The following is a 14,752-nucleotide window of genomic DNA, read 5'->3' on the forward strand; positions in this document are numbered from 1 at the left end:
AGGAGCGTTAAGAATATATTCCAGAAACAAAGGGTCAGGTTGACCAGAACCGCTGTTCTCAGTTCACGCGAAATCCGATATGGCTGGTGTTCCGGCCGGGATATCAGATGCGAAGGTGTGTGGATTGTCATGGCCGGCAGGGAAAAAGACCAGACCGGCGCATCGCCGGCGTGATCTGCATACGGCTGGCGAACCATCATCCGGCACCAGATCGGAAAAAGCGTGATCCGGAGAGGCGGCATGGCGGTTCAGGGCGATAAGGCCGGCACATCCAAGGCGAACGGCGTCAGGGCGCACCTGACCGAGGAGGAGCACCGGCTGCTGTCCCGGCTGCGGCACCGCAAGCCGGCGCGCAACCCTCCCGCCGAAGCGGGCGGGCCGGGGCTGGGGGACAGGCTGGCCGACCGGGTCGCCGCCACCGTCGGGTCCTGGCGCTTCATCATCATCCAGGCGGCGCTCCTGATCTTCTGGATCGTCGCCAACCTGTTCGCCTGGTGGAGCGCCTGGGACCCCTACCCCTTCATCCTGCTGAACCTGGTGCTGTCGTTCCAGGCGGCCTTCACAGCGCCGGTGATCATGATGAGCCAGAACCGCCAGGGCGACATCGACCGGATGAACGCGCAGCACGATTACGAGGTCAACACCAAGGCCGAGCTGGAGATCGAGCTGCTGCACCAGAAGATCGACCTGCTGCGCGAGCAGGAGATCGCCCTGCTGCTGAAGATGGTGAGCCGATTCGAGCAGCGGATGGAAGCGATGCAGGAGCGGGGCGGTTCCGGCAAGGCGGACGGCCCGGGCGGGGAGTAACGCCGTATCCCGGACCGCCGGCGCCGGGCGGGGCGTCAGGCCACCGGTTCCTCCCCGAACAGGTCGGCCATTGCCTCCTCGCCGATGGCGAAGGCGGTGCTCATGCCGGTTCCGCTGGAGACGACGGACAGGCGCACCGCCGGGTCGGGAGCGTCGATGAAGGCGGTTTCCGTGGGGGACGACGGATAGCAGCCGAGCCAGCGCTCGGTCACGGTCATGTCGGGAATGTCCAGAGTCTCAGCCGCGTGCCGGAGGATGATCGCGTCCACCCCGGCGGGGGCGAAGGGGTCGGGCGTCGGGTCGTAATGGTGGCTGTCGCCGACCACCAGCGAGCCGTCGGCGCCCTGGACGACGATCAGGTGGATGCCGTCGGCGAGCGCCTCCCCCGCCTCCGCCTCCAGCCGCGCGCGAAGGGCCGGCACGCCGGGCAGGTCGGTGTAGCCTTCGTAGCGCACCAGGCTGAGATCCTGCATCACCGATCCCGGCAGGCGCCAACCCGCCGGCTGGGGCGCGAGGCGCAGCATGTGGAGCTTGCTCTGGGTGAGGCCGCGCCTTGCCAGCGTCTCGGGGAAGAGGGACAGCAGGTCGCCGCCGGGGCAGACCGCGACGCGCGACGCCGTGATGCGCCCGGCGGTGGTGTCCACGACGGCGGCATCGGCCGCGCCGGTCTCGACGCCGCGCGCCTGGACTCCCCACAGGAAATCGACGCCGTGCACGGCGGCCAGGAAGGCAGCCAGCTTCGGCAGGGCTTCGCGCGGCTCGACGCGCAACTCATGCGGGCTCCACAGGGCGCCCTGGATGCCCGGACGGACCATCGGCAGGGTCTGCGCCGCCTCGCCGGGATCGAGCAGGCGGCACCCCTCGCCCATGGTTCCGGCGGCGAACTGTTCGAGGACGGCCATGGCCTCGGGCCGGTGGGCGACGACCGCCGTACCCCGGTGCAGGACGGGAATGCCCGCCAGGGGAGCCACCTCCGCCCAGACGTCGCGGCTGCGGCGCGCCCGGTTCCAGGTGACGCCGGCGCGCTGCCCGGTGACCGTCACGAATCCGAAATTGCGGACCGAGGCGCCGTTGGACCGCCGGTCCCGGTCGATCACGCAGACCTTCAGGCGGCGCCTCGCGGCGGCCAGCGCATGGGCCAGCCCGACGATGCCGCCGCCGATGACCGCCAGATCGTAATGCGTCACTCGATCCCTCCCGCCTGGATCCCGCTCTATCCGAGCGCCGCTGCCCGGGGGCACGGCCGCGGACGGGACAATCCGACAACGGGCACGGTTCGGCCAATGGTTTTTTCTGCGGGAGCATTCCGGGAGTTGGACCGCTCCTGCCGGAGCCGCATGTGCGGATCCAGTGTGGCCCTTTCACTTGATACGCCGGGAATCGCTCCGTCGGGGTCTCCGCCTTCCGGACGATCACGCTGATCGCCCGGAAAGGGTATCAATCGGTCAGCCCGTATGCCGGCCGCCATGCATCTCGAATATCGCCTTGAGCATGACGGAGACCAGTCAGGCGAGCAGCTTCAAGACCAGGGCTTCGTCAGCCTCCGCCAATTCAGGTTCCAGATCATGAAGATGACGGCGGGCCGCAGCATCATCGAAAGGCGGGCTGGTATTCTTCAGGGTCAGCTTTTCGAGGGCGCCAAGAGCCGGCAAGGGCTGGTTCCCGTCCTTATCACGCTCTGCCATGATGCCGTGTTCCGCTGGGAAGTTGCGTATCGCTCGGCGTCAGAAAGGTAACGCCGGATCAACCGCCGATTTCTCACCCCTACCTCTTTTTCGGAGAAGCCACAAGCTGTAAGCCCGGGATCGGTCGGAAAGCCGAGGCGTGATTCATTCCTGCAACGTTTATCCGGACCGGCCCCCGCCTACCCGTTATAGCCCATTGCCCGGCGGCCCGGAGGCATGCTCCAAGAGCGACATGGCGGGTGATTTCAGTTTCAGGGCGATGGTCAAGGCGCTGGTGGACGGCGCGTGCATCGCGGTCGCGGCGCTGCCGGCGGGCCTGTGCCGGCTGGAGGCGCGGTTCGGCGAGCGGGGCGACCTGTTCACGCTGTTCGGGCAAGGCTTCTCGATCGTCCCCGGGCTGCCGGGCAACTTCCTGCGGAGGGCCTTCGCGAGGCTGACCCTCGATGGCTGCGCGCGGGACTGCGAGATCGGCTTCCTGACCTGGTTCTCCAGCCGTCACGCCCGGGTGGGACGGGGGGTCTATATCGGCCCGATGTGCGTGATCGCCGACGCCGCGATCGGCGACGGATCGCTGGTGGCAACGCGGGTCAGCATCCTGAGCGGCAAGAACCAGCACGGGTTCGACGCGGAGGGCCGGCTGATCCCGTTCAGCCGCGACCGCGCCGCCTTCATCGGCATCGGGCGGAACACGTGGATCGGCGAGGGCGCCGTCGTCATGGCCGATGTCGGCGACGGCTGCGTGGTGGCGGCGGGCGCCGTGGTGACAAGGCCGGTGCCCTCCGGCCAGATCGTCGGCGGCAATCCGGCACGGGTCATCGGCACCGTCGAGGCTAGCTTCGGGGACGAAGAAAAGGGCAGAATCATGGCATGATGGGGGTAACTAAATCTTATCGTTTTCGATAGTTAATCATAATCAGGCATATAGCCCGGTGCGTTCGGTCGTGTTATAGAGCCCGCCGGCATTACCGGAACAACCTTGGGAGCTGGCGTCAGCCTTGCCGGGGCGGCGCTACCGTTATAGGCATTCGAAACCATGTCTTCCCTGGACGCAGTGTCGCCGGTCGTCGCGCCGTTCGAGCCCCGCCCCAACGAGCACGACCGGGAGGGACGCATGCTGCTGTCCCTGGTGATCCCCTGCTACAACGAATCCGCCAACATCGAACCGCTGTTCGCCCGGCTGTTCCCCGTGCTGGACACCTTGCCCATCGACTGGGAGGTGGTCTGCGTCAACGACGGCAGCCGCGACGACACCCTGGACAGGCTCAACGCCGTCCATGAGCGGGAGCCGCGGGTGCGCGTGGTCGACCTGTCGCGCAATTTCGGGAAGGAGGCGGCCCTGTCCGCCGGGCTGGCGGTGGCCGACGGCGATGCCGTCGTTCCGATGGACGCCGACCTGCAGCATCCGCCGGAACTGCTGCCCGACCTGGTCGCCCGGTGGCGCGAGGGTTTCGACGTCGTGATCGCGATCCGCCAGGCGAGGACCGGGCAGTCCGCGGGCAACCGGCTGGGCGCGCGGGTCTTCTACTGGCTGTTCGACCGCATGTCGGAGGTGCCGCTGCCGCGCGAGGCCGGGGATTTCCGGCTGCTCGACCGGGTCGTGGTCGACGTGATCAACCGCATGCCGGAGCGCACGCGGTTCATGAAGGGCATCTTCGCCTGGGTCGGCTTCCGCCAGACGACGATCCCCTATGTCCAGGGGGAGCGCGCCGCCGGCGAGACCAAATGGGGTTTCCTGAAGCTGCTGCGCTTCTCCATGGTCGGGCTGACCGCCTTTTCCACCTTTCCGCTGAGGGTCTGGGGGCTTGTCGGGGCCGTCGTCTCCGGGCTGGCCTTCTGCTACATCGTGATGCGGCTGCTGCGCACGGCGCTGTTCGGCATCGACGTGCCCGGCTATGAGTCCATCATCGTCACCGTGCTGTTCCTCGGCGGTGTCCAGTTGCTGACCCTCGGAATCATCGGCGATTATCTCGGCCGGGTATTCGACGAGGTGAAGGGACGGCCGCTCTACATCGTGCGCTCGATCCGCGGCAGGGCGGCGCCGTCGGCGGTCTCGCGCGGGATGGAAGCGGCGCGCGGCGCGGAGCATGCCTACCGGCGCCACGATTCCTGACCGGTTAGCCGCCGATGACCGTCATCGATCCGCGGCTCCCGCAATCCGCCTTCGACCGGGTTGCTGCGGGAGCCCTGCCGAGAAGCCTGTTCGACGACCTGGCCCTGGGGCTGCTGCTCTCCCTGGGCGTCCTGATCGTCCTGACCTTCTCCAACTACGGCATCATCTGGGACGAGGAGGTGCAGCGGACCTATGGTCTGCTGCTGCTGGACTACTATGGCTCGGGACTGCGGGACCTCTCCGCCTTCGGCTATGACAATCTGTACCTGTACGGCGGCGGCTTCGACATGGCCGCGGCGCTGCTGGAGCGGGTGTCCCCGGTGGGCGCGTACGAGACCCGGCACCTGCTCGGCGGGATGGTCGGGCTACTCGGCATGGCCGGCACCTGGCGGCTGGCGCGGCTGGTCGGGGGCGAGAGGACGGGTTTCCTGGCGCTGCTTCTGCTGGCGCTGCTGCCGGCCTACTACGGCCATATGTTCTCCAACCCCAAGGACATCCCGTTCGCCTGCGGCATGGTCTGGTGCCTTCACCTGTCGGCGCTGATCCTGCGCGAGCTGCCGCGTCCGCGCTGGGGCCTGGTCCTGGGTTTCGGGATCGTGCTGGGCCTGACGCTGGGCACCCGCATCGGCGGCGTGCTGGCGGTGTTCTTCCTGGGCGCCGCGGTGCTGGGCCATCTGGGCCGGGTCGCGGCGCTGCGTCGCGGCATCGCGCCGGCTGGCCGGCAGGCCGTGACGATCGCGCTGCGCCTGCTGCCGGCCCTGCCGGTCGCCTGGCTGGTCATGGTCCTGGTCTGGCCCTGGGCGCACCTGGATTTCCTGAACCCGGTCCGGGCGTTCCTGAAATTCTCCGCTTTCCCCTGGCCCAACGAGGTGCTGTACGGCGGCCGCTGGATCCCTGCGGACGAGCTGCCGGCGACGTACCTGCCGACCATGCTGGGGTTGCAGCTGCCCGAGCTGCTGCTGGCGGGACTAGTGGCCGCGGCCTGGTACGGGTTCCGCGCCCTGGTGCGGCCTCCCCTCGCGGTGGACGGGACCCGGCGCCTCCAGGTGGGGCTGGTGGCGCTGGCCGCCGTCTTTCCCGTGGCCTATGCGCTGGCCAGCCATCCCGTCCTGTACAACGGGTTCCGCCATTTCCTGTTCGTGCTGCCGCCTCTGGCGATCGTGGCGGCGCTGGGGTTCGACCGGCTGTGGGCGGCGGTGGCGGACAACCGGTCCCGGCTGCGCGCCCGCCTGCTGGCCCTGCCCTTCACGGCCGCCGTGGTGGCGCAGGTCTGGACCATGGCGGCGCTGCATCCGTACGAGTACGTCTATTACAACCGCATCGCCGGCGGCATCGCCGGGGCCGAGTGGCGCTACGAGCTGGACTACTGGGGCGCCGCCCTGCGCGAGGCCGCCCTCGCCCTGGACGAGTACGTGGCGAACGAGCGCGGCGGCAGGATCGGCACCGCCGAGCGGGTCCGCGTCTTCGTCTGCGGCCATCCGACTTCCGCGATGTATTTCCTGCCGCCCCAGTTCAGGCTGGTGGGCGAGCCGGAGCAGGCCGACTTCCTGGTGTCCTGGACCCAGGCGGGCTGCAACTTCACCATGTTCGGACAGGTGGTCGCGGAGGTCCAGCGCTTCGGGGTGACGCTGGCGGTGGTGAAGGACCTGCGGGAGTAGCGGGCCTCCGGGAGAGATCATCGGGCCGCCGGCGTCACGCCAGCGGCTTCCAGTGCTGGGCGCCTTCCAGCAGGCGGGCGGCGCCCGCCCGGTCGACCGGGCGGGAGAAGTAGTAGCCCTGGCCGAAGTCGCAGCCCATGGACCTGAGCTGCGCGATCTGGCCTTCGACCTCCGCCCCCTCGGCGACCACGTCCATGCCCAGGCTGCGGGCCAGGTTCATGATCGTGTTGACGATCTGGAAGCTCTCGGCGCTCTGGTCCATGGCCGACACGAAGGAGCGGTCGATCTTGAGCACGTCCAGCGGCAGCCGGTGCAGGTAGCTGAGCGACGAGTAGCCGGTGCCGAAATCGTCGATGCTCAGCCGTATGCCCAGCGCCTTCAGCTGGGACAGCATGCTCACCTCCCGGTCGGCGTCGCCGATGGTGATGCTCTCGGTGATCTCCAGCCGGAGGGTGTGCGGATCGATCCCGGTCTCCTCGACGATGCGGCGGACCTGGGACACCAGGTCGGGTTCCGCGAACTGCCGGGGCGAGATGTTCACGCTGACGGTGAGCGGCGTCTCGCGCGGGTACGCCTCCTGCCAGGCCCGCGCCGTGACGCAGGCCTCGCGCAGGATCCAGAAGCCCAGGGAAACGATCAGGCCGGTATCCTCGACCACCGGGATGAAGTCGCCGGGATAGACCAGGACGCCATCGGGACGCCTCCAGCGCACCAGGGCCTCGAATCCGACGACCTCGTGGCTCGCCAGCGACACGATGGGCTGGTAGTGCAGGACGAACTCGCCGTTGGCGAAGGCGCGCCGGAGGTCGGCCTCCAGGGTCAGCCGCGTGATCGCCGAGCGGCGCATCTCGCGGTGGAACAGCTGGACCCGGGACTTGCCCAGCGTCTTCGCCCGGTACATTGCCAGGTCGGCGTCGCGCAGGACATCCTCGGCATAGGCGTAGGCCGTCGTGCCCAGGGAGATGCCGATGCTGGCGCTGGAATAGACCTCCTGCCCGTCAATGACGAAGGGTTGCTTCAAGGCTCCCAGGACACGGTCGGCGAAGCGCACGGCGTCGGCGGGATCGGCGATATCCGTCAGCAGGACGGCGAACTCGTCGCCGCCGATGCGGGCCAGCGACCCGGCGCAGGGTTCCGTCAGTCCGGCCAGCCGGGCCGAGACCTCGACGATCATGCGGTTGCCGGCAGGATGGCCCAGGCTGTCGTTGACCACCTTGAACCGGTCGAGATCGATGAACAGGACCGCGAAGCCGAGCCGGCGATCCTCCGCTTGGCGGGCCATCGCCCGGGTCAGGAGGTCGAGGAACCTTGCCCGGTTCGGCAGCCCGGTCAGGGGGTCGTGGAAGGCGTCGTGGATCAGGCGCTCCTCGGCCCGGCGCCGCTCGCCGTCGGCCTCGGTGGCGATCGTCTCCAGCAGGGCGATCTGCCGCTTCTGCCTGGACAGGCGCCGTTTCAGCCGGGCGATATCGGCCGGTTCGCGGGAAGTCATGGAGATCCGCGGCCCGGGCAGATCGCGGCGTCCGGAAGATCTGAGGCGGTTCCCTTCATGTTTTGCGCAAAACCCTCCGGAGATGGATCCGTTAATCATGTTCATCAATCAATAGTCGCAACTGGTGAAAAATCGTTAAATACACCCGTATGACGATAGTCGGGGTGACGGTGGCGCGGGCGCGGCGCGGCGGGTAGATTGCGGCCAGAGATCGAAGGAGGAAACCGTGAGCGAAACTCTAGGGACGGGCCGGGACGTGGTCATCGTCAGCGGCGTGCGGACCGCCATCGGCGACTTCGGCGGCGGGCTGAAGGACGTTCCGCCGTCGGAGCTGGGCGCCCTGGTGATAGGGCAAGCGCTGGGCCGGGCGGGCCTGCCGGCGGCGGACGTGCAGCACGTGGTCATGGGCCAGGTGATCCAGAGCGAGCCGCGCGACATGTACCTGTCGCGCACCGCCGCCATCGGCGCCGGCATCCCGCCGGAGGTCCCCGCCCTGACGCTGAACCGGCTGTGCGGGTCGGGCGTCCAGGCGATCGTGTCGGCGGCCCAGATGATCCTGCTGGGCGAGTGCTCGGTCGCGGTGGCCGGCGGCGCCGAGAGCATGAGCCGGGCGCCCTATGTCACGACCGGCGCGCGCTGGGGCGTCAAGATGGGCGACAGCGCCCTGGTGGACGCCATGACCGCCGCGCTGCACGACCCGTTCGGCCACGGCCACATGGGCGTCACGGCGGAGAACGTGGCAGAGCGCTTCGGCATCGACCGGCGCACCCAGGACGAATTCGCGGTGGAGAGCCACCGCCGCGCCGCCCAGGCGATCGACGCGGGATACTTCAAGGAGCAGATCGTTCCGGTCGAGGTCAAGACCCGCAAGGGCGTGCAGGTGTTCGACACCGACGAGCATGTCCGGCGCGGGCTGGCGGTCGAGGACGTGGGCAAGCTGCGGCCGGTGTTCAAGCCGGACGGCAGCGTGACCGCCGCCAACGCCTCCGGCATCAACGACGGGGCGGCGGCCGTGGTGCTGATGTCCGCCGCGGAGGCCGAGCGGCGCGGCATCCGGCCGATGGCGCGCATCCTGTCGTGGGGCCATGCCGGCGTGGCGCCCGAGGTCATGGGCCTGGGGCCGATCCCGGCGGTTCCGAAGGCGCTGGAGCGCGCCGGCCTGTCGGTCGCCGACCTGGACGTGATCGAGAGCAACGAGGCCTTCGCGGCCCAGGCCTGCGCGGTGGCGAAGGAGCTGGGACTGCCGGCGGACCGGACCAACCCCAACGGCGGCGCCGTGGCGCTGGGCCATCCGGTGGGGGCCACAGGCTGCATCATCACGGTCAAGGCGCTGTACGAGCTGAAGCGGACCGGCGGGCGGTACGGGCTGATGACCATGTGCATCGGCGGGGGCCAGGGCATCGCCCTGGTGGTCGAGAACCTTGGTTGAGCGTCCCGTGGGTTTCGAGGAGCTCTCGGCGGCCGGCTGGGAGCAGCTGCCCGATTCCGGCTTCCTGGGCCTGGTCGGCCCGATATGGCGGCGGGGCGACGCGTTCGGGTTCCTGGCGGAACCCCGGCACGCCAATTACATCAACGTCGTCCAGGGCGGCATGCTGATGACCTTCGCCGACCGCGCGCTGGGGATCTGCGCGTGGGAGGCGGCGGTCAACAAGGCCTGCGTCACGATCCAGTTCGACATGCAGTTCATCGGGGCGGCGGATATCGGCGATTTCGTCGAGATCGCGCCGGAGGTGATCCGCAAGACCCGGACCCTGGTGTTCCTGCGCGGGACGATCCTGGACGGCGACCGGGTCGTGGCGTCGGCCAGCGGCGTGTGGAAGATCCTCGACCGGAAGTGATAGCCTGCCCTCCTGCTAATACGGGAGGGCTGCATGGTCGAGATCAGGAATCCGAAGCCGGAGGACGAGGGCGTCTGGCGGGAGCTGTGGGCGGGGTACAACCGCTTCTATGAAGCGAACGTGCCGGAGGAGGCGACCGCCGGCACCTGGGCGCGGATCCTGGACCCCGGGTCGGCGATCTTCTGCCGGCTGGCGGTCCGGGACGGCGCCGTCGTCGGCTTCGCCAACTGCGTCGTGCATCCCAGCACATGGTCGACGTTATCCTCCTGCTATCTGGAAGACCTGTTCGTGTCGCTCGATGCGCGCGGCACCGGGGCCGGCCGCGCGCTGATCCAGGACCTGATCGACCAGGGGCGGGCCAAGGGGTGGCGCCGGGTCTATTGGCACACCAGGCAGGACAACGCGGTGGCGCGGCGGCTGTACGACCGGTTCGCCCCGGCGGACGGTTTCGTGCGGTACGTCATCAATCTGGCTTGAGCTTTGGCGGCACTGGCGCGATCATGATACCAGTTTGAAGAACCCCATCCGCCAGAGCCGCCCCCATGACCTCCATCGACCCGATCCCCCGGCGCAAGCTCTACCAGGAGGTTCTGGACCGCCTGCTCGCCCGCATCTCCAGCGGCGAGTACGCGGTCGGCGACCAGCTTCCCAGCGAGCGCCAGCTGATGGAGATGTACAAGGTCGGCCGCCCCGCGATCCGGGAGGCGATGCAGACCCTGTCCCACATGGGGCTGGTGTCGATCACCCACGGCGAGCGGGCGCGGGTCACGCCGATCACCGCCGACCGAGTGATCGAGCAGGTCGGCGAGACGGCCAAGCATTTCATCGCCGGGGCTCCGGAGAACCTGGAGCACCTGAAGGAGGCCCGCGTCTTCTTCGAGGTCGGCATGGTCCGGCTGGCGGCGGAGCGGGCGACCGAGGAGGATATCGGCCGGCTGGCCCGCCGGCTGGAGGACCACCGGGACGCGCTGACCGATCTGCCGAACTTCCTGCCCTGCGACATGGCCTTCCACCGCGAGATCGCGACCATCTCCGGCAATCCGATCTATGTGGCGGTCAGCCAGGCCATGTTCGCGTGGCTGGCGGTCTATCACGTCAAGCTGCTGCGGGCGCCGGGCGCCGAGCTGATCACGATCGAGGAGCACGAGAGGATCTTCGACGCCGTCGCCGACCGCGACCCGGACGAGGCGGCGGCGGCCATGTCCGACCACCTGAAGCGGGCGAGCCAGCTGTACCGACAGTTCGAGAGTTGACCGGAAGAGCATAAGGCCGCGCGCAAGCGGCCGCAAGGGAGGAACGAGCCATGAACTGCGTCACGTCGTACGGGACGGAGAGACCCCCGGCCGTGCCCCGCGTCCTGCGGGCCGGAGGCTTGAGCGCGGAGTTGGAGGACGGCGCGGTGCGGGCCGTGCGCTGGCACGGCGTCGAGATCCTGCGCGGCATCGGTTACCTGGTGCGCGACACCGGCTGGGGCACCCTGCCCGCCACCCTGTCCAACCTGTTCATCGAGGAGAGCGGCGAGGGTTTCGCGGTTTCCTTCGAGGGCGCCGTGGCGGGAGGCTTCGCGTACCGGGCGGAGATCCGGGGCGATGCGGCGGGCCGGCTGAGCTTCGAGGTGACCGGGGACGCCTCGGCCGACCTGGAGACCTGCCGCACCGGGTTCGTGGTGCTCCACCCGATCGAGGGCGTCGCCGGGGAGCCGGTGGAGGTGGAGCATGCCGACGGCAGCCGGGAGACGGCGCGCTTTCCCCGGCTGGTCAGCCCCGGCCAGCCGATCTTCTCGATCCGGAGCCTGGCGCACGCGCCGGTCCCGGGCGTGCGGGCGGTCTGCACCTTCGAGGGCGACGTGTTCGAGATGGAGGACCAGCGGAACTGGACCGACGCCTCGTTCAAGACCTATGTCCGGCCGCTGGCGCTGCCGACGCCCTACACCATCGCGGCGGGAACCCGGCTGACCCAGGCGGTCCGGCTGGAGGTGGACGGGCGGCCGGCGACGGTGCCGGCGCAGGCGGCCGACGGCATCGCCGTGACGGTCGGGCGGGCGCTGGACCGGACCCTGCCGCCGGTGGGCGCCGGGATCGACTGGCAGTGCATCCCGGAGCGGGCGGAGCCGGGGCTCGGCTTCCTCGTCGCCCGGCTGGGCGACGTCGAGGCTTTGCGGGCCTATGGCGCGCTGGCCGGCCAAGCGGGCGCCGAGCTGTTCCTGGAATTGCCGCTGGAATGCAGGGAGCCGCCGGAGGCGGAGCTGGCGGAGATCGCGCGGCGGATCGAGGCGGCGGGGGCCGAGGTCGCGGGGGTGACGGTGGCGCCGGCGGCCTACCTGAAGAGCTACCAGCCCTCCGGGCCGTGGCCGGACGTGCCGGGCTTCGCGGAGGTCTACCGGGCGGCGCGGGCGGTCTTTCCCGGGCTGCTGGTCGGCGGCGGCATGCATTCCTTCTTCACGGAGCTGAACCGGGCGCGGCCCCCGGCGGAGGGGCTGGACTATGTCGGCTTCACCACCTCGCCCATCGTGCATGCGGCGGACGAGCGGTCGATCTGGGAATCGCTGGAGTCCCTGCCCTTCGTGATGGAGACGGCCCGGTCCTTCTGCGGCGATACGCCGATCCGGGTCGGGCCGTCCGCCATCGGGATGCGCGACAATCCCTATGGCAAGGGGCCGGTGGACAATCCCGAGAACGGCCGGGTCGCCATGGCCCGGCGGGACCCGCGCCAGCGCGGGAGTTTCGGCGCCGCGTGGTACCTGGGCTACGCGGCGGCGCTCGCCTACGAAGGGGCGGCGTCGATCGCCCTGGGCGCGCTGGACGGCGATTTCGGGATGGTCGGCACGCCGGCCGGGGCGGTGCTGCGGGCGCTGGCGGAGGCCCGGGGAGCGCGGCTGCGGGAGGTGGCGGTGACGGGAAGCCGGGCCGTGGCCGGGATCGCCTGGGACGGGGCGGACGGGCCGGTGCTGTGGCTGGCGAACGGGTCGGCGGAGCCGGTGCGGGTCCGGGTGGCGGGCGGAGGCGTGGTGGAGGTGCCGGCCTGCGCGGCGGTGCGTGCCACCCCCTAAATTCCAGTTGTCGGCCCACGGGCGACTGGTATGATGACTGTATGAGCGAACCAAGCGGCTGAAGCCGCGGCAGGGAGGAAGAACCAATGAGGCTGACGCGTCGGCAATTCACGATTGGCACCCTCATCGCGGCCGGCACCGCCGGGATGCCCCTGTACGTCAAGGCGCAGGGCAAGAAGACCATCGCCGTGCTGTTCGACGGGCTGTATTCGCCCTTCTGGGTGGCGGGGTTGGATGTCATCAAGCAGGACCTGACCCGGCGCGGGTACGAGATGGTCCAGGCGATCTCCGACAAGGACGACAACCGCCAGTTCGAGCAGGTGCGGGCCATGCTGGCGCGCAAGGTGGACGGCATCATCATCGTCCAGACCGACAGCAACGCGGTCATCCCGGCGATCAAGGCGGCCAACGAGGCCGGCGTGCCGATGGTCCATTTCAACCGCCCGCCGGCCAAGACGGAGGCCTTCTCGGTCGCGGTGGTGGCCGACAACCGCAAGATCACCAACGCCACGGTCGAGCACATGGTCGAGGTCGCCCGCAAGCAGGGCGGCAAGTTCAAGGCGGCGATCCTGATCGGCAACCTGGGCGACCCGAACGCGATCGGCCGGCGCGACGGCTTCTTCGACGTGGTGGACAAGAACAAGGACATCATCGACGTCGTCGCCCGCATCCCGACGGAGTGGAACGCCGACGTGGCGTTCGCGGGACTGACCAACGCGTTCCAGGCGAACCCCGACATCAACTTCCTCTTCACGTCGTCCGATTTCCTGTTCCCCCAGATCGTACAGGCAATGAGGGTTAGGAACAATTTCCATCCGATAGGACATAAGGACCATGTCATCTTCGGCGGGTTCGACGGCGACGCGATGGCCTACGAGCTGCTGAAGGACAAGTACCTGGATGCCGACGGGGTGCAGGACCTGTTCAAGGAGGCCGAGCTGGCGGTCAACGCGATCGTGGACCTGCAGGAGGGCAAGACGGTGGAGCGGGTGCTGCTGGACCCCGGCTTCGCGATCCACCAGGCCAACCTGGAGCAGGTCCGCGACCGCATGTGGGGCTACACCATCTACAAGCAGAAGAACGGTTGAGCGGGCTGCTGATGGCGGGGACGCGGTCGGCCGGGCCGCGCCGCCTGCTGCGGCACCTGCTGTTCTCCGAATATCTGGTGCTCTATCTCAGCGTCGCCTATTTCGCGGCGGTGGTGCCCTTCGTGCCGCAGATGGCCTCGGCCGAGGTGATGCGGAACATCCTGTCCGACATGCTGCCGCTGCTGGTGGTGGCGATCGGCCAGACCTTCGTGCTGATCGTCGCCGGCATCGACCTGTCGGTGACCTCGATCATCGCGATGGCGAGCGTGGCCGGGGCCAGCGTCATGACCGGCGACGGCGGCTACCTGGCGGGCTCGGCGCTGGCGGTGCCGGGCGCGATGCTGGCCATGGTGGCGGTCGGGCTGGCGATCGGGGCGTTCAACGGGTTCTGCGTCACCCGGCTGGGCATGCCGCCCTTCATCGTGACGCTGACGACGATGATGTTCTTCTCCGGCGCGGCGATCTGGTTCACCACCTTCCATACCGAGACCAGCAGCATCGCCAACCTGCCCCACGGCTTCGTCGTGCTGGGCCAGGGGAACCTGGGCGGCGTGCCGAACGCGCTGTGGGTCGTGGCGGCGGTCGGCATCGCGGCGCACCTGGTGCTGGCGCGGACGGCGCTGGGCCGGCGGCTCTATGCCTGCGGGCAGAACCGCAACGCGGCGGCGGTGTCGGGCGTGCCGGTGGCGCGGGTGGTCGCGGCGGCCTTCCTGATCTCCGGCGCGTGCGCGGCGGTGGCGTCGATCCTGTACACCGGGCGGCTCCAGACCGGGACGCCGATCCTGGGGCAGACGATCCTGCTGGACGTCATCGGCGCGGTGGTGATCGGCGGCACCAGCCTGTTCGGCGGCAAGGGCAAGGTGCTGTGGACGGTATTCGGCGTGCTGTTCCTGGTGCTGCTGGACACCAGCCTGAAGATGCTGGGGATGTCGCTGTTCTCGGTCTTCGCGATCAAGGGGGCGGTGATCCTGCTGGCCGCCGTGATCGACGCCGTCCGCACCCGTTTCGCCGCCCGGCTCTAGGAGGCT

At 69.2% G+C, this 14,752-nt stretch carries 14 protein-coding genes; 11 read left to right on the plus strand and 3 right to left on the minus strand.

The features are described from left to right. Nucleotides 1-240 precede the first annotated feature (240 nt). Nucleotides 241-807 (plus strand): DUF1003 domain-containing protein, encoded by a 567-nt coding sequence (locus JL101_RS21320; RefSeq protein WP_203096449.1) that lies wholly within the window; start codon nucleotides 241-243, stop codon nucleotides 805-807. Nucleotides 808-842: 35 nt separating this feature from the next. Here the strand turns inward: JL101_RS21320 and JL101_RS21325 are convergent, their stop codons facing one another. Then, nucleotides 843-1,994 carry a TIGR03364 family FAD-dependent oxidoreductase gene (locus JL101_RS21325; protein WP_228435044.1) on the minus strand — a complete coding sequence of 384 codons (1,152 nt, stop codon included), beginning with the start codon at nucleotides 1,992-1,994 and terminating at the stop codon, nucleotides 843-845. A 318-nt stretch (nucleotides 1,995-2,312) separates the two neighbouring features. Beyond that, nucleotides 2,313-2,492, minus strand: a complete 180-nt coding sequence (locus tag JL101_RS21330; protein WP_203096448.1) for a hypothetical protein — start codon at nucleotides 2,490-2,492, stop codon at nucleotides 2,313-2,315. A gap of 232 nt (nucleotides 2,493-2,724) precedes the next feature. Between JL101_RS21330 and JL101_RS21335 the strand changes: the two genes are divergently transcribed. The 3 genes from JL101_RS21335 to JL101_RS21345 all read left to right on the plus strand — a co-directional run bounded on the left by JL101_RS21335 (nucleotide 2,725) and on the right by JL101_RS21345 (nucleotide 6,260). Then, the gene (locus JL101_RS21335) at nucleotides 2,725-3,363 is read left to right on the plus strand and encodes an acyltransferase (protein WP_203096447.1); all 639 of its coding nucleotides are present in this window, start codon (nucleotides 2,725-2,727) and stop codon (nucleotides 3,361-3,363) included. 162 nt (nucleotides 3,364-3,525) lie between these two features. Then, the gene (locus tag JL101_RS21340) at nucleotides 3,526-4,602 is read left to right on the plus strand and encodes a glycosyltransferase family 2 protein (protein ID WP_323374677.1); all 1,077 of its coding nucleotides are present in this window, start codon (nucleotides 3,526-3,528) and stop codon (nucleotides 4,600-4,602) included. 14 nt (nucleotides 4,603-4,616) lie between these two features. Further along, a complete protein-coding gene (locus tag JL101_RS21345; protein WP_203096446.1) occupies nucleotides 4,617-6,260 on the plus strand; it encodes a glycosyltransferase family 39 protein in 1,644 nt (547 codons plus the stop codon). A gap of 34 nt (nucleotides 6,261-6,294) precedes the next feature. Here the strand turns inward: JL101_RS21345 and JL101_RS21350 are convergent, their stop codons facing one another. After that, the gene (locus JL101_RS21350) at nucleotides 6,295-7,749 is read right to left on the minus strand and encodes a putative bifunctional diguanylate cyclase/phosphodiesterase (RefSeq protein ID WP_203096445.1); all 1,455 of its coding nucleotides are present in this window, start codon (nucleotides 7,747-7,749) and stop codon (nucleotides 6,295-6,297) included. Nucleotides 7,750-7,975: 226 nt separating this feature from the next. Here JL101_RS21350 and bktB point away from each other — a divergent pair, with 226 nt between their 5' ends. The 7 genes from bktB to JL101_RS21385 all read left to right on the plus strand — a co-directional run bounded on the left by bktB (nucleotide 7,976) and on the right by JL101_RS21385 (nucleotide 14,746). Then, entirely contained in the window at nucleotides 7,976-9,178 is a 1,203-nt protein-coding gene (gene bktB, locus JL101_RS21355; RefSeq protein WP_203096444.1) for a beta-ketothiolase BktB, read from the plus strand. Beyond that, nucleotides 9,171-9,587, plus strand: coding sequence for a PaaI family thioesterase (locus tag JL101_RS21360; RefSeq protein WP_203096443.1), 417 nt, complete (start codon nucleotides 9,171-9,173; stop codon nucleotides 9,585-9,587). Before bktB ends, JL101_RS21360 begins: the two co-directional genes overlap by 8 nt. Nucleotides 9,588-9,620: 33 nt before the next feature. Continuing rightward, nucleotides 9,621-10,064, plus strand: a complete 444-nt coding sequence (locus JL101_RS21365) for a GNAT family N-acetyltransferase (RefSeq protein ID WP_203096442.1) — start codon at nucleotides 9,621-9,623, stop codon at nucleotides 10,062-10,064. 65 nt (nucleotides 10,065-10,129) lie between these two features. Beyond that, on the plus strand, nucleotides 10,130-10,840 hold the full coding sequence (locus tag JL101_RS21370; RefSeq protein ID WP_203096441.1) for a transcriptional regulator NanR: 711 nt from the start codon (nucleotides 10,130-10,132) through the stop codon (nucleotides 10,838-10,840). A gap of 50 nt (nucleotides 10,841-10,890) precedes the next feature. Then, complete coding sequence (locus JL101_RS21375; protein ID WP_203096440.1) at nucleotides 10,891-12,636, plus strand: hypothetical protein; 1,746 nt, start codon at nucleotides 10,891-10,893, stop codon at nucleotides 12,634-12,636. Nucleotides 12,637-12,722: 86 nt separating this feature from the next. Continuing rightward, entirely contained in the window at nucleotides 12,723-13,724 is a 1,002-nt protein-coding gene (locus tag JL101_RS21380) for a sugar ABC transporter substrate-binding protein (RefSeq protein WP_203096439.1), read from the plus strand. Next, a complete protein-coding gene (locus tag JL101_RS21385; protein ID WP_203096438.1) occupies nucleotides 13,721-14,746 on the plus strand; it encodes an ABC transporter permease in 1,026 nt (341 codons plus the stop codon). The genes JL101_RS21380 and JL101_RS21385 overlap by 4 nt, the downstream gene beginning before the upstream one ends. The last annotated feature ends 6 nt before the right edge of the window (nucleotides 14,747-14,752 follow it).

The sequence above is a fragment of the Skermanella rosea genome, from assembly GCF_016806835.2.
Taxonomy (GTDB): Bacteria; Pseudomonadota; Alphaproteobacteria; order Azospirillales; family Azospirillaceae; genus Skermanella; species Skermanella rosea.